The organism is Paenibacillus sp. NPDC058071, assembly GCF_042885235.1.
In the GTDB taxonomy this organism is placed as follows: Bacteria; Bacillota; Bacilli; order Paenibacillales; family Paenibacillaceae; genus Pristimantibacillus.
Genome location: NZ_JBHVSK010000006.1, coordinates 1 through 16,940, shown reverse-complemented (window position 1 = coordinate 16,940; position 16,940 = coordinate 1). Strand labels below are relative to the sequence as shown.

The 16,940-nt window shown below is 46.4% G+C and carries 14 protein-coding genes, 16 tRNA genes and 1 rRNA gene; 5 read left to right on the top strand and 26 right to left on the bottom strand.

What is annotated here, in order from left to right; all coding sequences use genetic code 11:
- Positions 1-132 precede the first annotated feature (132 nt).
- Entirely contained in the window at positions 133-981 is an 849-nt protein-coding gene (locus ACFVTB_RS11615; RefSeq protein ID WP_387748635.1) for an NAD-dependent epimerase/dehydratase family protein, read from the top strand.
- A gap of 117 nt (positions 982-1,098) precedes the next feature.
- On the opposite strand, the gene ACFVTB_RS11610 is transcribed toward ACFVTB_RS11615, so the two are convergent.
- On the bottom strand, positions 1,099-1,698 hold the full coding sequence (locus tag ACFVTB_RS11610; RefSeq protein WP_387748633.1) for a TetR/AcrR family transcriptional regulator: 600 nt from the start codon (positions 1,696-1,698) through the stop codon (positions 1,099-1,101).
- A gap of 231 nt (positions 1,699-1,929) precedes the next feature.
- Here ACFVTB_RS11610 and gap point away from each other — a divergent pair, with 231 nt between their 5' ends.
- A complete protein-coding gene (gap, locus tag ACFVTB_RS11605; RefSeq protein ID WP_387748631.1) occupies positions 1,930-2,940 on the top strand; it encodes a type I glyceraldehyde-3-phosphate dehydrogenase in 1,011 nt (336 codons plus the stop codon).
- A gap of 134 nt (positions 2,941-3,074) precedes the next feature.
- Here gap and ACFVTB_RS11600 read toward each other — a convergent pair whose 3' ends face one another.
- Positions 3,075-3,653, bottom strand: a complete 579-nt coding sequence (locus ACFVTB_RS11600) for a TetR/AcrR family transcriptional regulator (RefSeq protein ID WP_387748629.1) — start codon at positions 3,651-3,653, stop codon at positions 3,075-3,077.
- Positions 3,654-3,856: 203 nt separating this feature from the next.
- Between ACFVTB_RS11600 and ACFVTB_RS11595 the strand changes: the two genes are divergently transcribed.
- Positions 3,857-4,978 (top strand): NADH:flavin oxidoreductase, encoded by a 1,122-nt coding sequence (locus tag ACFVTB_RS11595; RefSeq protein ID WP_387748627.1) that lies wholly within the window; start codon positions 3,857-3,859, stop codon positions 4,976-4,978.
- A gap of 78 nt (positions 4,979-5,056) precedes the next feature.
- Here ACFVTB_RS11595 and ACFVTB_RS11590 read toward each other — a convergent pair whose 3' ends face one another.
- From ACFVTB_RS11590 to ACFVTB_RS11580, 3 genes are all read right to left on the bottom strand, one after another.
- On the bottom strand, positions 5,057-6,484 hold the full coding sequence (locus ACFVTB_RS11590) for an MFS transporter (protein ID WP_387748625.1): 1,428 nt from the start codon (positions 6,482-6,484) through the stop codon (positions 5,057-5,059).
- 188 nt (positions 6,485-6,672) lie between these two features.
- Positions 6,673-7,260 carry a TetR/AcrR family transcriptional regulator gene (locus ACFVTB_RS11585; RefSeq protein ID WP_387748623.1) on the bottom strand — a complete coding sequence of 196 codons (588 nt, stop codon included), beginning with the start codon at positions 7,258-7,260 and terminating at the stop codon, positions 6,673-6,675.
- A 144-nt stretch (positions 7,261-7,404) separates the two neighbouring features.
- Entirely contained in the window at positions 7,405-8,259 is an 855-nt protein-coding gene (locus ACFVTB_RS11580; protein WP_387748621.1) for a helix-turn-helix domain-containing protein, read from the bottom strand.
- 113 nt (positions 8,260-8,372) lie between these two features.
- Here ACFVTB_RS11580 and ACFVTB_RS11575 point away from each other — a divergent pair, with 113 nt between their 5' ends.
- Positions 8,373-9,527: an epoxide hydrolase family protein gene (locus ACFVTB_RS11575; protein WP_387749364.1), complete on the top strand. Its 1,155-nt coding sequence runs from the start codon at positions 8,373-8,375 to the stop codon at positions 9,525-9,527.
- 328 nt (positions 9,528-9,855) lie between these two features.
- Here the strand turns inward: ACFVTB_RS11575 and ACFVTB_RS11570 are convergent, their stop codons facing one another.
- Together ACFVTB_RS11570 and ACFVTB_RS11565 are read right to left on the bottom strand one after the other, a co-directional pair.
- Positions 9,856-10,977: a stalk domain-containing protein gene (locus ACFVTB_RS11570; protein ID WP_387748619.1), complete on the bottom strand. Its 1,122-nt coding sequence runs from the start codon at positions 10,975-10,977 to the stop codon at positions 9,856-9,858.
- Between the two features lie 90 nt (positions 10,978-11,067).
- Positions 11,068-12,561: a DHA2 family efflux MFS transporter permease subunit gene (locus tag ACFVTB_RS11565; RefSeq protein ID WP_387748617.1), complete on the bottom strand. Its 1,494-nt coding sequence runs from the start codon at positions 12,559-12,561 to the stop codon at positions 11,068-11,070.
- Positions 12,562-12,745: 184 nt separating this feature from the next.
- Between ACFVTB_RS11565 and ACFVTB_RS11560 the strand changes: the two genes are divergently transcribed.
- Positions 12,746-13,384 (top strand): TetR/AcrR family transcriptional regulator, encoded by a 639-nt coding sequence (locus ACFVTB_RS11560; protein WP_387748615.1) that lies wholly within the window; start codon positions 12,746-12,748, stop codon positions 13,382-13,384.
- A gap of 139 nt (positions 13,385-13,523) precedes the next feature.
- Here ACFVTB_RS11560 and ACFVTB_RS11555 read toward each other — a convergent pair whose 3' ends face one another.
- The 19 genes from ACFVTB_RS11555 to ACFVTB_RS11465 form a co-directional block, all read right to left on the bottom strand.
- Positions 13,524-14,294: a class I SAM-dependent methyltransferase gene (locus tag ACFVTB_RS11555; protein ID WP_387748613.1), complete on the bottom strand. Its 771-nt coding sequence runs from the start codon at positions 14,292-14,294 to the stop codon at positions 13,524-13,526.
- Between the two features lie 260 nt (positions 14,295-14,554).
- On the bottom strand, positions 14,555-15,100 hold the full coding sequence (locus ACFVTB_RS11550; RefSeq protein WP_387748611.1) for a GNAT family N-acetyltransferase: 546 nt from the start codon (positions 15,098-15,100) through the stop codon (positions 14,555-14,557).
- Positions 15,101-15,223: 123 nt separating this feature from the next.
- A tRNA-Leu gene (locus ACFVTB_RS11545) sits at positions 15,224-15,305 on the bottom strand.
- A 12-nt stretch (positions 15,306-15,317) separates the two neighbouring features.
- A tRNA-Arg gene (locus tag ACFVTB_RS11540) sits at positions 15,318-15,394 on the bottom strand.
- Positions 15,395-15,418: 24 nt separating this feature from the next.
- Positions 15,419-15,492 (bottom strand) — tRNA-Cys (locus ACFVTB_RS11535).
- Positions 15,493-15,498: 6 nt separating this feature from the next.
- Positions 15,499-15,573 (bottom strand) — tRNA-Gly (locus ACFVTB_RS11530).
- A 7-nt stretch (positions 15,574-15,580) separates the two neighbouring features.
- Positions 15,581-15,655, bottom strand: a tRNA-Gln gene (locus ACFVTB_RS11525).
- A gap of 16 nt (positions 15,656-15,671) precedes the next feature.
- Positions 15,672-15,747: transfer RNA gene (locus tag ACFVTB_RS11520), tRNA-His, on the bottom strand.
- 16 nt (positions 15,748-15,763) lie between these two features.
- Positions 15,764-15,837, bottom strand: a tRNA-Trp gene (locus ACFVTB_RS11515).
- 3 nt (positions 15,838-15,840) lie between these two features.
- Positions 15,841-15,925 (bottom strand) — tRNA-Tyr (locus ACFVTB_RS11510).
- An 8-nt stretch (positions 15,926-15,933) separates the two neighbouring features.
- Positions 15,934-16,009: transfer RNA gene (locus ACFVTB_RS11505), tRNA-Thr, on the bottom strand.
- A gap of 34 nt (positions 16,010-16,043) precedes the next feature.
- Positions 16,044-16,119 (bottom strand) — tRNA-Phe (locus ACFVTB_RS11500).
- Between the two features lie 35 nt (positions 16,120-16,154).
- Positions 16,155-16,231 (bottom strand) — tRNA-Asp (locus ACFVTB_RS11495).
- Between the two features lie 29 nt (positions 16,232-16,260).
- Positions 16,261-16,337, bottom strand: a tRNA-Met gene (locus tag ACFVTB_RS11490).
- Positions 16,338-16,353: 16 nt separating this feature from the next.
- A tRNA-Val gene (locus ACFVTB_RS11485) sits at positions 16,354-16,429 on the bottom strand.
- An 81-nt stretch (positions 16,430-16,510) separates the two neighbouring features.
- Positions 16,511-16,585: transfer RNA gene (locus tag ACFVTB_RS11480), tRNA-Glu, on the bottom strand.
- Between the two features lie 5 nt (positions 16,586-16,590).
- Positions 16,591-16,681 (bottom strand) — tRNA-Ser (locus tag ACFVTB_RS11475).
- Positions 16,682-16,684: 3 nt separating this feature from the next.
- Positions 16,685-16,760, bottom strand: a tRNA-Asn gene (locus tag ACFVTB_RS11470).
- Between the two features lie 85 nt (positions 16,761-16,845).
- Positions 16,846-16,940: ribosomal RNA gene (locus ACFVTB_RS11465) — 23S ribosomal RNA — on the bottom strand; the annotation flags it as partial.

Here is a 16,940-nt window from a genome sequence, read left to right as displayed (position 1 = left end):
AAATTGGTATGCTAAAATGAACTTGTGATTGGATATTATCAAAACCATTATACCGATGTAACATAAGTGTTGTCAGTCCCGGCATACTTCAATCCGGGAAGGTGAAAAATAAATGAAGGAGGTTGGACGTACATGAACATTTTCGTTGCTGGCGCTAGCGGAGTCATCGGACGTTCCTTGTTGCCTCGTTTAATACAGGCTGGTCACCGAGTTATAGGGATGACTAGCCAGGCAAAGAACATCCGAATGATCGAAGAGACTGGCGCACAGGCTGTCGTCGCAGATGTTTTCGACCGAGAAGGCATAATGACCGTACTTAACGATATCCGACCTGATCTAGTCATTCATCAACTCACCTCATTAAGCAATGGCAATACCGAAGAAAACGCAAAAATCAGGATAGAAGGAACCCGGAATCTGGTGGATGCGGCAAAAGCGGCTGGCGTACAAAAAATAATCGCCCAAAGCATCGCATGGGCTTATGAGCCAGGCAACTCTCCTGCAGCCGAGGATGTTCCATTAGATACAGGGGCAGCTTCGCCGCGCAGTGTTACCATAAAAGGTATTGTCTCATTGGAAAACGCCATTGCCGAAATTCCTCAGCATGTCATTCTCCGGTATGGAACGTTCTATGGACCTGGGACATGGTATGACTCCGAAGGAATGATCGCCGCAAAGGTGAAAAACGGAGAGCTTCCGGCTAGCGATGCCGTTACCTCTTTTATACATGTGGAGGATGCTGTGCAGGCTGCTATTAAAGCATTAGAATGGCCAAACGGTGCCGTTAACATTGTTGATGATGAACCAGCCGCGGGGAAAGATTGGCTTCTTTATTACGCTAATAAACTTCAGGCTCCAGCTCCAGTTTACCAAGAAGGAAGAAACAGCTGGGAACGCGGGGCTTCGAATGCCAAAGCACGGAACATTTATGGCTGGGAGCCTAACTATCCAACATGGCGATTGGGTTTTGAGCACTTATAATAAGCAAAAAAAGGCGTGATCCTCTTGCGAGGACAACGCCTTTCTTCTTTTCTGCCTAAAGGATTAATTTAGCATCATCTTATTCATTACTTGGCTCGACAGCAAAATGAGCTTTGACTAACTGCTTTTTAAGCAACATTGCTGCAAATAGGACGAGAAGGTCGCTATGTTCATTTGCATATGCTTATTGTCCCTGTCCAGCTTGCTAAGCAAAATGCCGCCTTCCAGCAAAGAAAAAGCAAAGGATGCAAGGGCATCCGGGTCCACATCCTCCTTAAACTCCCCGGCATGAATTCCGTCGCGAATAATACTACTCATTAGTTCCAAGGAAGTATGAAGTCCTTGCCTGGCTCGATCCCGAAGCATCGTATGGGTATCGTCACTTTCCACAGCCGTATTTTGCATAGGGCAGCCGCCAATGAAAGGAGGATTGTCGACGACATTTTCATAAACACGAAAAAAAGCGATCAACCGCCCAGAAGCTGACTGCTCTTGCTCGATCGCCTCGAAAAACTTGCTGGAGACCATGCCGGCTGCATAATTGTAGGATTCAAGCGCAATCTCGTCTTTGCTGGAAAAATGCCGATAGATGCCCCCCTTCTTTATTCCGGTATCGGCAATAATATCGTTTAACGATGTACCGGCGAATCCTCTTTGATTAAAGATGGCCGCCGATTTCATAATAATGTGCTCCCTTGTCCGATCTCCTTTTTTCATAGGTTCCTCCGAATTGAGCTTATTCTGATCTAAATAGTATATCAAATTTTTATGACCGAAGCCTTGCCAACCGCTCGAATCATGCTATACTAAAGATACCGATCGGTCTCTTTTTATTTTACAACAATCCTTTTCAAAAAGGAACTCGTGTCCGGCAGCCACCCGATTTCCTTTGATTTCATGACAGGCATTAGTTTGCTTGAGTAAAAATGATTGCAGGAGGACTATCCCATGAGTGTAAAAGTAGGCATTAACGGCTTTGGACGGATCGGAAGGCTCGCATTTCGTCGAATTCAAGAGGTTGAGGGTGTCGAGGTTGTAGCGATTAACGACCTTACTAATGCGAAAATGTTGGCTCATTTGCTCAAATATGATACTACGCAGGGTCCTTTTCATGGCAGCATCGAAGTGCATGACGGAGCTTTCACTGTAAACGGTAAAGAGGTAAAGGTACTGGCCAACCGTAATCCTGAAGAAATTCCTTGGGGCGAGCTGGGCATAGACATTGTACTGGAATGTACAGGTTTCTTCACCACGAAAGAAAAGGCAGAGCTTCATCTGAAGAGCGGAGCCAAAAAAGTCGTTATCTCCGCACCGGCGACAGGCGATATGAAAACAATCGTATACAACGTGAACCATGAAACGCTGGACGGAACGGAAACCGTCATATCCGGCGCTTCCTGCACCACGAACTGTTTGGCTCCAATGGCTAAAGCTCTGAACGACAGATTCGGCATCCAATCCGGCTTAATGACAACTGTTCACGCCTACACAGGCAATCAGAGCACACTTGACGCTCCGAATCCAAAAGAAGATTACCGCGCAGCGCGGGCGGCCGCCGAGAACATCGTTCCTTACTCCACCGGTGCCGCTAAAGCCATTGGTCTCGTGCTGCCCGAACTGAAGGGCAAGCTGGATGGCGCTTCCCAACGTGTACCTGTATCAACAGGCTCCATAACGGAGCTCGTGGCCGTTTTGAACATGAAGGTAACGGTTGAGGAAATTAACGCCGCTATGAAAGACGCGTCTGATCCTGAAACTTACGGATATACGGAGGACCAAATCGTATCTTCCGATGTTAAGGGGATGACATTCGGTTCACTGTTTGATGCCACTCAAACAAAAGTGCTGACGGTCGGGGATCAACAGCTGGTGAAAACGGCGGCCTGGTACGACAATGAAATGTCTTACACCGCTCAATTGGTTCGAACATTAGAATACTTTGCAAAAATCGCTAAGTAATCGGTTAGAGTTAACTGCTGGTGATGCAGTATTCATTTAAACCATAAAAAACGCGAAAACCCTTGTATAAATTAGGGTTTTCGCGTTTTTTTGCTTGCTCCGCATAGGCTGCGGCCTGAGAGCTTCCCATTTTTTCACAAAGACTTAATCCCAAGCATTAGTAAAGGCATAACCCTATCGGCTAATTCAGCAGGCGATTCCAGTCGACCTTCTAAGTTCCATTGATACGTAATTTCATAAATCGATAAGCTTACTATTTTCACAGCGGTCTCCAATGTCTTGGGGTTCGCTTGGTGATTACTTTTTGAAAGAAGGGGAGAAATGAATTGCTCGAGTTGCAACCTTATATCCCTTTCTATATTTAGCACTAAGGTGTCATATTTCTTGATGCAATTATTGCTTGCCACATGATAATCACATAATGAAAAAATTAACTGCCTGATGGTTTCCTCGGTTAACGGTCCTTCATTCTCCACTCTATTCAAAACATATTCTAAAAATGCGTTTGCCAAAAAGGCTTCGAGCACGGCAATTTTATCTTGAAAATGGGCATAAAACGTCGAACGGTTAATGTTAGCCACTCTTGTAATATCCAGTACCGTAATGGAGTTAAAGTCCATCTTATGCAGTTGAAGAGAAAAAGCATTCAATATATTTTGACGTGTGAGAATGACGCTAGGATGGTTAGGATTGGGTTGAAAAACATTGGACATTCTCAAAGCACTCCTTTCAGAAGATGACTGTTTCCCTCAAATTATAAATGGTTGCTGTTCGGACAACAAGAGACTGCCAAATTGATGAAATTGATGCATCAGCCTTGACCTCCTGCAAGCAACATATCGACGTTATTGTCGGTTGATGGACTTAATGAATGCTTGGTAACATGTAGTCAAACATTTGGAGGTGCATAAATACTATGAATAACCAACAGCAAGCTGCCCATTCCGTCCATTCCTTATTTCAACCCTATACGCTTCACAATCTAACTTTATCAAGCCGCATTGTCATGCCCGCAATGGCGCGTGGCTTCTCGCCAGAAGGAGTGCCGGGAGCGGATGTGGCCGCTTATTATCGTCGGCGTGCCGAGAATAACGTCGGTCTTATCATTACAGAAGGTGCAATAATCGACCATCCAGCTGCGACAAGCGAACCGACAGTTCCTAGAATTTACGGAGACGAAGCTTTGAACGGCTGGGCTGAAGTGGTTCGGGGTGTGCATGAAGCAGGCGGCAAGATTTTTCCGCAAATTTGGCATATGGGAATGGTTCGTCCTGCGGGGGCTCAGCCTAATCCAGAGGCGACGTCCATTGGTCCATCCGGTCTGGACTTGTTCGGCAATCAAGTAGGCGAACCGATGACAAACGAAGAAATTGCACTCGTCATTCAGGCTTACGCCGATGCAGCAGCGAATGCGAAACGAATTGGCTTTGACGGCATTGAAATTCAAGGGGCGCACGGCTATCTTGTCGATCAATTTTTCTGGGAGAAAACGAATAAACGTACAGACCGTTATGGCGGCGACGTTGTAAAACGCACCCAATTTGCGGTTGAGCTTGTTGAGGCAATCCGTACTGTCGTAGGTCCCGATTATCCTATAGCTATGCGTATTTCTCAATGGAAAGCAACCGATTATGATGCAAAGCTAGCTGAGACACCTGAACAATTGAACGAGCTCTTGAGTCCATTGGTTAAAGCCGGAGTGGATATCTTCCACTGTTCGACTCGGCGCTTCTGGGAGCCTGCATTTGAAGGTTCTTCTCTGAACTTGGCTGGATGGGTAAAAAAACTGACGGGCAAAACAACGATTACGGTTGGGTCCGTTGGTCTGGATAACGAATTTACGAATTTGTATGAAGGCAAAGGGGCAAATCATACAGATATTAGCGAACTGCTGGATAGGCTCGATAATCAAGAATTTGATCTGGTAGCCGTAGGAAGGGCGCTCTTAGCTGATCCTGCATGGGCAACGAAAATTCGTGAGGGCAAATTAAATGAGCTTCAAGCCTTTTCAACTGAAGCAGTCGGCACACTGTACTAAAGACTAATTACCCGAAAAAGTAAAAGCCCTTTCCGCAATTCATTGCGTGAAAAGGGCTTTTGCTTTATGTGGACACGATCAATGCGATGCGTGATTTGTGATATCGATATTGGACATCTTCTTCTGTCTTAACGTCGCGAAGGCGATAAGAATGGCCAACGCGGTAATGCTGGCGGCGAGCACAAACGCCGTATGAATCGCTTGATTCAAATCAGCGGCTGCCATTGATTCAAGCGATGCATCCGATCCCATGCTCACAGAAATAATGGCCATAATGACCGCCAAGCCGACGGCGCCGCCGATTTGCTGGCCGGTCGAAATCATCGCGGCCCCCACGCCCTGCTCCTTCGGATCGATTCCGGCGCTGCCAGCAATAAACATGGTTGTAAAGACGAGCGCCTGACCGAGGCCGATTATGACGATGCCAGGAATGATCCCCCATGCACTGCCCGACACGGAGAGCCCGCTAAGCAGAATGAACCCGATACCTCCAAGCCCCATGCCGATGGCAATCGTACCGGCTGCTCCGAAAGTCGACAACATTTTATTAACAAGCTTTGCGCCAAAAAAGGCGCTGATCGTCAGCGGCAAAAAGCTTAGTCCAGATTGAATCGCCGTTAAGTGTAAAACGCCTTGCGTATACAGAGATAAGAAATAATACAGCGAGCCGAACGAAGCTGAGAACAATGCCGCCATCAAAGCGGCTCCAGTCAGGTTTCGGTTACGAAACAATCTGAGCGGGAGCAACGGTTCTTTCGTGCGGTTCTCAATTAATACGAACAGCAAAAGCAGAATGGCACCGATAATTCCGAACGTAAGCGTCCCTGCACTAGCCCAACCTTCCACTGGAGACTGAATTAAATAATAGACGACCAAGATCATGCCCACAGTCACCGAAATGGTGCCTGTGGCGTCATAATGCTTTTTACCTGATGCAGCTTTACTCTCCACAAGCACTATAGGCGCGAGAATAATTGCCATTATCGTAATGGGTACGTTAACGAAGAACGTGGATTCCCAACCAATATAGCTGGTTAACACACCGCCAAGCAACAATCCGAGTGACAGGCCGACGCCGCCCATGGCTGCCCAAATGCTTATTGCCCGGTTACGCTCAGCGCCTTCCTCGAAATTAGACATAATAAGTGACAAAGTTGCTGGTGACAACAGTGCTCCACCGAGTCCTTGCAGCCCCCTTGCAATGATCAGGATGATTTGTGAGGTTGCCAGACCGCCGAGCAATGAACCTAGTCCGAAAAGGATCATCGCCCCGATAAACATTTTACGTCTCCCGAGCAAGTCAGAAAGTCGTCCTCCGATCAGCAAAAATCCGCCAAAAACAAGCGAGTACGCACTGACAACCCATTGCAAATGATTTGCGGAAAACCCCAAAGCTTCCCCTATTGCAGGCAGGGCTACAAAAATAATTGTGTAATCAAGCGCCAAGATTAACTGAGAAACAGCGAGAAGCATTAACGCAAGACCTTTATACTTACTTCTATTCATTGTTGAATCGCCCTTTCTTTTATAGACTAAACGATCTAAATTGATCGCGATTTTCTAGACTGTTTAGTCAAATTTGCATAACACTTTAAAGTAGTTGGTATTGCAGACTGAACGGTCTAATTTTGACAAAAATAATGACTCTCATTTCTATTCTCCGCCTGACGGATAAGCCATACTCTCCCGCTCCATCAATAATGATCAAGCGTAGAGAGTACAACGGCTGAAACATCTTCAAGAACTTTAGGGTCATTGGATAACTTGGCGGTTTGCGTCAACCCGTATCGTGCATAATATAAATATTGCGCAAGCGCATGTAAGTCCTTATTCTGACCGATCTCTCCCCTGCCTTGAGCACGAACCAATGCTTCGTAGAAAGCTGTTTCCAACAGCTTGCGATCTCGTTCAAAGAGCGCTGCGATATCAGGATCATGAGGGACCTGGTCGATAGCGCTGTACAAGATCAAACATTCCTCTCGTCGCTCTTCATCCTGCAGCGCAGATATAATCGTTTGGAAAATTTCGCCGATCACTTTCTTAACGGGCTCCTCGCGATTCAAATAAGCAACAACTGTAGATGATTTCTCCTCTACATAATGTTTCACAGCCTTGATGAATAGATCTCTCTTCGTCCCATAAGTGTCATAAAGACTCTGACGGGCAATGCCTAAACCGTCCAGCAGGTTTTGCAGTGATGTCCCTTCGTAACCATAATGACCGAATACCTTCATCGCCTTATGCAAAACCTCGGTCGTATCAAATTCTTTGCTTCTTGCCATTACGTTAATCCTCCTTTCTACCCCCATCTTACACATTCCAGACCATTCAGTCAATAATAGCTATTACTCAAGCTCATGCTAATAACTGCCAACGTGCAGCTGTACAGCAGTCTTCTCATGAAAGGAATTCCTCTCGTTTTCCTGTTACTGAACTATGGAGAACTTGCGAGAGGCAGTCCGATACTGCGTCGGCGACATTCCTTTTTTAGCTGTAAACTGTTTAATAAAGTAGGTGTCATACTCAAATCCAGTAGCGCTTGCTATATCATTGAGACTCATATCCGTGTGTGTCAAAAGCTCGCACGCAACCTTTAAGCGATGTAAAAGCAAGTATCCAATCGCAGTATTCCCGCATCTTTCCTGAAACAGCTTATTTAGAGTTACACGGTTCAAATGGACGCAATTCGTCAGATCCTCCAATGAAATCTTTTTCGAATAATGGGTGTGAATATAGTCTAGCGCTGCATCAACAGGCGATTGTTCACGGTTTCGATTTAACTCCTCCAACAAGCCTAAAATTTGAATCAGGTATTTTTTTATTCTGCATACCCAGAACGCATCACTTTGCGCCAGCACTTCTGTGCCCAGTATGAAAAACCACTCCAACAATAAAGGGAACGCCTTCTCGGTTACGCGAGGCACGCCGCTATATAAATGCTTGCTTTGAAAAAGAGAAATTCCCGTCTGTATTCTCGGCGCTGATGGGAAATGCTCCTTCGTTTCGGAAAGCGTAACGGTGTTAAGAAATTCGGGATGATAACGAAAGGATTGGGCAGAAACATTTATCTTTTCAAGTATTTGCACATGATCATCTTCGGCCAAGCAAAGAACACCGGGAGCGCTAATCGAAATCGGACGCTGGTTTAATATCCCCTTTATGCAGCCAGACGTAATAAAAATGAGCGTAAACCTTTCCGGATACGGAAGAATACTGAGATCCTCCACTGCATTAAATTCGATGTTCACCGTTCGTTCTTTATGGCGGTCTGCTTGTGGCATATCTCGGTCACCTATCAGATAGTATAATTAGTTGCTTCACTTATACCAGTGTAACATACAAGTTCAACGCCTATAATATCGTTATGAATCGACAATAATGGGAGGAAATCATGATGACTGTCAAACCGTTTCATATTCATGTCTCCGATGAGATCCTTAACGATCTGAAACAAAGGCTGGATCGCATCCGTTGGCCCGATCAAATAGAAGACTCCGGCTGGGGAAGAGGAACGGATCTAAGTTATTTGAAATCGCTCGTCTCCTATTGGAGAGATCATTACGATTGGCGTGCGCAAGAGTCCAAGCTGAACCGCTTTGCCCAGTTTCAGAGCAATATCGATGGGATAGACATACACTTCGTACACGAGCGCGGTAAAGGACCTAATGCCTTGCCCCTTATTCTTACCCATGGGTGGCCCGACAATTACCTTCGTTATGAAAAAATCATCCCTCTCCTCACGGATCCGGCTAGCTATGGAGGCAATTCAGAGGACGCTTTCGATGTCATTGTCCCTTCCTTGCCTGGATTCGGATTTTCCGGCCGTCCTAGTCATCCTGGGGTTAACAATTTTCACATCTCTCAGATGTGGGCTAAACTAATGACTGAACAATTGGGTTATACAAAGTTTGCCGCTGCAGGCGGAGACATTGGCTCCGGCGTTACAAGATATCTGGCATCCAACAATCCTGAGCTTCTATTTGGAATCCATCTTACTGATGTTGGTATTATAAGAAGTCTCATGGCCTCACAGACTGAGGCAGAGCTTACGGAAGAAGAACGGCAGTATAAGAAGAACGCTTCCGAATGGATCTCGAATGAAGGGGGCTACATGTCCATTCAATCGACAAAGCCTCAGACGCTTGCTTACGGACTTTCCGATTCGCCGGTAGGCTTGGCTGCCTGGATACTTGAGAAACTTCGCGCATGGAGCGATTGTAACGGCGATCTCAGTCAAAAATTCAGCGAGGACGAGTTATTGACCCTTATCATGATCTATTGGGTCACTAACACCATAGGTTCATCAGCAAACATGTATTACGAAAACTCGCATTCTTTGCCGCCATTAGGCCGCATTGATGTTCCGACAGGCATAGCCTTATTCCCTGTGGATATCGTGCTGCCTCCAAAATCCTGGGCTATGCGCAATCTGAATGTCACTCGTTGGACCACTATGCCTTCTGGCGGACATTTTACGGCTATGGAAGAACCGGAGCTGCTGGCCAACGACATTCGCGAATTTTTCAGACCTCTTAGAATGGATAAATAAATCGTCTAAATGATTAGGTTAATCGGCCAAAACCGAAATCAGTGCATGACTATAAGTGAGGCGAAGCGCTGCGGGTCAGAGGGTTTTTCCGATCGCCATTAAAGCCTGATTCCTTTATTAGATAGATGGTAGCGGTAGGAATCATGCTCTAAAAGCAACCACTATTGTTTCTCCAGAATCCCTCTGCCCCTTCGCTTTTGCTCCCTTTCCGTCAAGTTAAAAGCTACCGGGTTGATTAACCCGGCAGGCAGATGAAATAAAAAAAGCTCATTAGAGAGTTTACTCTAATGAGCTTTTGACTTAGGGTGGCAGCTTTAGAACGTTTCAATTATGGAGTAAGAGTAAGCGAAATATCGTCATAATACAAAGTAGACAGGCCTTCGTAGCCGGAATCGCTGCCGATTATAATAAACAGCTGACCTTTGCTATCCGATTTCACTTTTACATTATAGGTAAACGTTACGCGCTGGTAGCCATCCTTATCCGAATCGGGCTTTGCAGCATTGCCGACAATTTTCATATCCTTGCCATCGGTGGCCTGATTTCCTTTGTCTACATTCATCCGGTAATAAGATTCGCCGCCGCTATTGACTTGTACAGCTTTTGGTTCCGTTGCGACCACGCCCGCTTTTATATAGACAGATTCGCCAGGGCTCCCTCTGACCCCTATCATTCCGCCGGCTTCCTTCGTGTACATTGCGAACTCCAGCTTGGCATTATAAGTCGTGTTTTTAGCTAGTCCGTCTACTTTTTTTGTTAAAAACATAAACAGATCATCACTGCGGTTCATGCCGTTCAGCTTCAATCCATGATTCGGAGCGTTATCTTTTCCGAGGGGAATCAATTCTCTCGCAAATGCTAATTCATATATATCCGGATCGTATTGAACGGGCAGATCGGCAAAATGGCCTGACCATCCTTCCAAATCCTTTTCAAATGAATACTCGTACTTCTTAGAGATCTTATCCGTAAACGTACTAGAGATGACAATCGTCTTGGACGATTCATTCCATGCAATCGTCGCTCCCATAGCTTGCGCTAGGCTTCGAACCGGAACAAAAATCGTTCCTTTCTGATTAACAACCTTCTCTGGAAGCTTATGTTTACTGCCTTGTTTTTCGATAAGCAAACTGTCATTCACTTTTATCGAAAGTTTACCGTACGATTTGCCCGACAAGGTCACCGTCTGATTTACCTTATTCCAGGCAATCGATCCGCCTAAGGACTCTGCTAATGCCCGCACAGGCACCATTGTATGGTCGCCCAGTTTGAACGGTGCTGCAGCGAGCTGATGTACACCTGTCGTGTTGGAGTAGGATTTGGAGTTCAGTTGAAATTTCACTTCCGCCTTTTGCCCTTCGGCCTGAACAGGCACACTATGGAGCAGTGACACCAAACTAACGGCTGCCGCCATGCTAGTTAACGCTATTTTCTTCTTGTTGTTTTTCATGGATTCATCATCCTTTGCATCGGGTATGTCCCTTTGACGAGATGAGTCCCCTTTATGTTTCAAGCGGTCATACGATTTACATAATCTAAATCAGCCGTGCATCTCAGCAAGAGGCTTTCCTTCTTCCCTAATTCGCCCTCTTCGCAGCAGAAGGCCTAGAACCGCACCTCCGATGGCGACAAACATCATGATATGAAAGGTATCGTCGAAGCCTTTCACAAGCATATTCTGGGCTGCCAGCTTGACGGCTTCCGACGAAGAAGCTTCAGCACCCGCTCCTGCAGACTCCTTCATCTCGAGAGCATGTGCCGCTGTTCTGGAGGTGAGAATCGTGACAAGTGTCGAGATTGCCAAAGCATTTATAACCTGCTGCATGGAATTGGTCAAAGAAGTTACTCGATTCACTAGATGACGTGGCGCTTTATTAAGAAGCTGCGTATTCAGCGGCATGATCATCAGCCCCATACCTGCTCCACACATCAGCAAGGGCAAGATTACATCCCTTGATGCTACCGTAGCATCCAAATGGGAGTACTGATACAAGGCACCCGATATTAAACCAAGTCCAGCAACAACGAGCCAGCGCACTCCGATTTTATCGAACAGCATACCGGCAAACGGCATCATCAGTCCGGATGCAATCGCCTGTGGAAGCATCGTCAGGCCTGCATCAAATGCACCAAACCCACGAGCCTGCTGTAAAAATTGAGGCATCAAGAATAACGCGCCGTAGAGCCCAAACTGTCCTACCCACTGGACAATAATTCCTAGGCTAAAGTCTACTGAGCCCATTACTCGCAGTTCAAGGAGCGGTGTTCGTGAACGGAGTTCCACTATAACAAACAGAATAAGTGCCACGGCTCCAAGACTAAGACCGATCAGCGTTTTACTGGATGTCCAGCTTTCTGCCCCCTGGCTAACACCATACGTTAATGAGCCAAAAGCAAGCGGTCCGAGAAGCATACCTAGCTTATCCATTCCGGGGACCTGGGTACGCTCTGCCTTCGGCAGCTTCCATATCCCGACTAGCATACATATAATTCCTATTGGGATATTGATAAGAAAAATCAAACGCCAGGTATGGTATTCAACAAGCCAGCCAGACAATACGGGACCAATAGCTGGTGCAAACAGAACAGGAATACCCATAAGTCCCATCACAACGCCTACCTTCCCAGGAGGGCTTAGCCGATAGACATATGCCATTGCAATCGGTATCACACTACCACCGCCAAGCCCCTGAATAACCCGAAATAGAATTAATGATTCTGCGTTATTTGGAACTGCACACAATATAGACCCTACCGTAAACAAAACAACAGCGCTTAGAAACACTCTCTTCGCCCCGAATCGGTCGGAAAGCCAACCGGATAGCGGAATCACGGAAGCTTGTGCCAGCATATAGCCGGTTACCACCCACTGCAGCGTGGTCAAGTCTGCATTGAAGTCCTTCGCCAGCGTTGGTAATGCAACATTCATAGCTGTAGCATCCAGCGCAACCATGAATACCCCAGCTATTATGGCTATTAGGGCTACAAGAATGCTCGAAATTCGAAAATCCCCCTCTGGCTTCTGATCTTTCATCCCGCTCCATTCCTCCTTTGATCCTTCTCAGATTCCATTGAATTCTAAGACAGTTATCTTTATAATAAACGAACGGACAATTGTCCCGATTGGCACTTATTAGTGTACGGACAATTGTCCGCACTGTCAATGTCCTTTTCTGTCTCATAAAACAAACGGAGTTCCATCTGAAAGGAGAACGATTGTGCCCTCAAGAGACAAGCAGATCCCTCTCCCTGCAGCGTCAGCAGATAAGAAGAGTAGTGATCCTTACAACGAACGCATACTAGAGGCGGCCCGCGAACTGATCAAGATGCATGGGTTGCAGAATGTCAGCATGTACAGTATTGCCAAAAGGGCAGGTATCGGTCAAGGCTCCCTCTACCGCCGGTTTACTGACAAAGGTGAGATTTGTTCCGCCTTGCTGTTAGAGAGCACTAGTCGTTTTCTGACGGAGCTTGAGCAAGGGTGGAAGGAATCATTCATAGATCGTACGGCTCTCGAAGGCCTGCAAAATTGTATCGAGCAAGTGATTCATTTCATAGATCAGCACGCGGAGCTGCTTCACCTGATCAAATCAGAATTCGTAGGCAAAAAACAGCTGACCCAATTCGAGCATCCTTTATTCCAGCGAATGAGTGTGATTATGACGGATTTGCTGTCGCAGGCTGCAGACAACGGAGAAATAGTCGATATTGACCCCCATTTTACCGTTACTGCACTCCTGGCTGTGCTCAGTCCAGATACGTATGTATATCAGCAGAAGGCATATGGGTCTAGCCAGGCCGATATTACGAAAGGAATACTCACTTTGTTTGTTGACGGATTATCCAAAAATAAATGAATAGATCTTGCCCAATCTAAAGCGGCGAACAAATCAAGCATCTCCAACAATAACGCAAACATGCGCCAAGCAGATGCCTGGCGCATGTTTGCGTTATTGTAATATGTTATTTATGTCCCTTCGCTTTTCTCTCGTTCTCTTAGGCTTTAATCGCTCTCAGCATCATGAAGCTTCCCTCAAAGCCGATCAACTTGCCGTTTTCGCTTTGCACGTTAAGCTGCCTTTGATCTTCCTCCGGCCACCCCAACATATCAGCCTCAAGCTGCCGTTTAACTTCCTCAGTAACATTCATTCGAGCGCACCAGGAATCGAATGCAAAAGCTTTTCCCGTCTGCAGCAACTGCTCTACTCGAAAACCTGCTAATTCGATTTGACGCAGCCACTCTGTCTTCTTCCATGCCCGGAAATGACTCGGATCTCTTCGTTTCTCCACCTCGTTGTAGAGCTCATCCAGACGATCCGACTCTGGAGCCACATTATCCATAAGAATAAAACTTCCTCCGCTGTTCAACACACGCGCTGCTTCACTAACGAACCGTTCCGTATGAGGAAAATGATGGGCGGCTATACGGCAGACTACCAGATCGAATTCCGCATCCTCAAAAGGTAAATTTTCTGCGTCTCCTTGCACATAGTTTATATTCTTGCAACCCTTTGAGCTCAAGAATACCTCCGCCTCCTGAAGCATCTCAGGAGTCATATCCAAGGCAGTCACCTCGCGGACGATTGAACTCAAAACAAGTGCGCAATGCCCGCCTCCGGTTGCAATGTCGAGCGCCTTATCGGCCTGCTCCAACTTCACCCATTCCTTCAAAATATTCAAATCGTTGCCTGAAGCATGGCGTGGACTCACGACATACTTGGCTGCATTCGCGCCGAACTGAGCCTTAACCTGTTCTTTCGTATTCATTTGCACCACTCTCCCTCGTTGTTTCATTAGATGAAATCAAGTTTTATTAGATAGAATAATAAGATAAGCTTAGCATAAATAAAAATAGTTTGCAAAAGTCTAAGAAAAGGAATATAAAACCCTCGAAATGCCCTGTAAAATCAAGGTTCTTCGCGGGTTAGTTAAGGTTATAGCGGAATATTAAAATGAAACAGCCAGCCGTCGGTGCGATACCGATGACTGGCCTTTTAAGCTTCAATATTCATGAGATATATTACTAGTTAGTCATTCCGTTTTTTCTCGAACAGCTTGAAGTTTCCCTCTTGCCCCATATATTCGTATCCATTGCTTTCGTAAAAGGAAGATAGCTTGGGGTTGCTGGCAATACAGTCTAAGCGTATCACTTTCTTATTCCTAAAGCTTATCGCTGAATCGCACCAATTCAAAAGAGCAGCTCCTAGCCCCGAATTCGCACGCTTCCTGCTAATCGTGAGTCGGTGCAAATAAATGGCTTCATCATCTGCAGAAGCTTTACTTCCCCATAGCTGCTGGTCCCAAGCGCTAGGCTGACGCTTCAGTATGACGACTCCTACGATTTCATTGTTATGCTTGCATACAAATACTTCTTCATTTTGAATGGAACCGACAGTATTGTGAGAATCACGTCCTTTCAATAGCTCGCCCCACTGCTGTGAGCCTTTGCTTTGCAGCCACTTGGCTGTCTCTAATAGAAGGGACATCACTTCTTCTGCTTCTTCACACTTTGCCACACTAACCGTGTAATCGCCTTCGATATATGGGTTAATAATCGTAAAATCAGTATTCATAATTGGATGGCACTCCTTAGATGTTTATAGGATCTTATATCTTATGTTTTCACTTATTATATCTCATAAACAAAAAAGGCTCATTAGAGAGTATTCTCTAATGAGCCTTTGACTTTTAAAGTATGGTGCCGGTGAAGGGACTCGAACCCCCACGGTTTCCCTCACGATTTTGAGTCGCGCGCGTCTGCCATTCCGCCACACCGGCATTTTGAAAATATGGCGTGCCCTAAGAGATTCGAACTCCTGACCTTTTGATTCGTAGTCAAACGCTCTATCCAGCTGAGCTAAGGGCACATATTGTATTACTTTGAAAATTTGTGGAGGCGCCACCCAGACTCGAACTGGGGATAAAGCTTTTGCAGAGCTTTGCCTTACCACTTGGCTATGGCGCCGTAAAATGGAGCGGAAGACGGGAATCGAACCCGCGACCCTCGCCTTGGCAAGGCGATGCTCTACCGCTGAGCCACTTCCGCATATAAATGGCTGGGGATTCAGGGATCGAACCTGAGAATGACGGAGTCAAAGTCCGTTGCCTTACCGCTTGGCTAATCCCCAATAGTATTGAAAATCATGGGGCGATCGAGGGGAATTGAACCCCCGAATGTCGGATCCACAAACCGATGCGTTAACCACTTCGCCACGACCGCCATATTGCTATTCGATTGGCAGGGGCAGCAGGAATTGAACCCACACCAAAGGTTTTGGAGACCTTTGTTCTACCTTTAAACTATGCCCCTAAATGGTGGAGGATGATGGATTCGAACCACCGAACTCGTAGAGAGCAGATTTACAGTCTGCCGTGTTTAGCCACTTCACTAATCCTCCAAAAAAAATGGTGCCGGCGATAGGAGTCGAACCCACGACCTACTGATTACAAGTCAGTTGCTCTACCAACTGAGCTACACCGGCATATGAAATTGGTTACCGTCACTAGTAACTTAAATGGTGGCTCGGGACGGAATCGAACCGCCGACACGAGGATTTTCAGTCCTCTGCTCTACCGACTGAGCTACCGAGCCCAACATCCATGATCGGGATCCCTTTAAGGGAATAATGGCGGAGCTGACGGGATTCGAACCCGCGGTCTCCTGCGTGACAGGCAGGCATGTTAGGCCTCTACACCACAGCTCCACATTTCTCGGATCAATTAGAAGGTAATTTGGTTGCGGGGGCAGGATTTGAACCTGCGGCCTTCGGGTTATGAGCCCGACGAGCTACCGGGCTGCTCCACCCCGCGTCGTTAAAAAATTATATGGTGGAGGCTGAGGGGATCGAACCCCCGACCCTCTGCTTGTAAGGCAGATGCTCTCCCAGCTGAGCTAAGCCTCCATCGCTTTGAGCGACTTTTATATCTTATCACACTTTGTATCACTTTGCAACCCTTTATTTAAGGTTATTAATGAAAAGTGATGGTGACCCGTAGGGGATTCGAACCCCTGTTACCTCCGTGAAAGGGAGGTGTCTTAACCCCTTGACCAACGGGCCATATATGGCAGAGAGGAAGGGATTCGAACCCTCGAGACCCGGTTAGAGCCTACACGATTTCCAATCGTGCTCCTTCGACCACTCGGACACCTCTCTATATGGCTCCCCGAACAGGACTCGAACCTGTGACAACTCGATTAACAGTCGAGTGCTCTACCAACTGAGCTATCAGGGAATATGCATTCAAAGCTTGCGCCTTGAAAACTGGATGCGAAAGTTCATGTTTTTCTTTTAGCGTCACCCGTGTTACCGAGTGAATTTTGGATAAGCCCTCGACCGATTAGTACTGGTCAGCTCCACACATTGCTGTGCTTCCACCCCCAGCCTATCAACCTCGTCGTCTTCAAGGGGTCTT

Coding starts and splice junctions, on each gene's coding strand:
- ACFVTB_RS11550 (WP_387748611.1), bottom strand. CDS start 15,100: ATGAATACTGATTTTACGATTATTAACCCATATATCGAAGGCGATTAC.
- ACFVTB_RS11585 (WP_387748623.1), bottom strand. CDS start 7,260: ATGGCAAGAAGCAAAGAATTTGATACGACCGAGGTTTTGCATAAGGCG.
- ACFVTB_RS11580 (WP_387748621.1), bottom strand. CDS start 8,259: ATGCCACAAGCAGACCGCCATAAAGAACGAACGGTGAACATCGAATTT.
- ACFVTB_RS11615 (WP_387748635.1), top strand. CDS start 133: ATGAACATTTTCGTTGCTGGCGCTAGCGGAGTCATCGGACGTTCCTTG.
- ACFVTB_RS11570 (WP_387748619.1), bottom strand. CDS start 10,977: ATGAAAAACAACAAGAAGAAAATAGCGTTAACTAGCATGGCGGCAGCC.
- ACFVTB_RS11575 (WP_387749364.1), top strand. CDS start 8,373: ATGACTGTCAAACCGTTTCATATTCATGTCTCCGATGAGATCCTTAAC.
- ACFVTB_RS11590 (WP_387748625.1), bottom strand. CDS start 6,484: ATGAATAGAAGTAAGTATAAAGGTCTTGCGTTAATGCTTCTCGCTGTT.
- gap (WP_387748631.1), top strand. CDS start 1,930: ATGAGTGTAAAAGTAGGCATTAACGGCTTTGGACGGATCGGAAGGCTC.
- ACFVTB_RS11600 (WP_387748629.1), bottom strand. CDS start 3,653: ATGTCCAATGTTTTTCAACCCAATCCTAACCATCCTAGCGTCATTCTC.
- ACFVTB_RS11565 (WP_387748617.1), bottom strand. CDS start 12,561: ATGAAAGATCAGAAGCCAGAGGGGGATTTTCGAATTTCGAGCATTCTT.
- ACFVTB_RS11555 (WP_387748613.1), bottom strand. CDS start 14,294: ATGAATACGAAAGAACAGGTTAAGGCTCAGTTCGGCGCGAATGCAGCC.
- ACFVTB_RS11610 (WP_387748633.1), bottom strand. CDS start 1,698: ATGAAAAAAGGAGATCGGACAAGGGAGCACATTATTATGAAATCGGCG.
- ACFVTB_RS11595 (WP_387748627.1), top strand. CDS start 3,857: ATGAATAACCAACAGCAAGCTGCCCATTCCGTCCATTCCTTATTTCAA.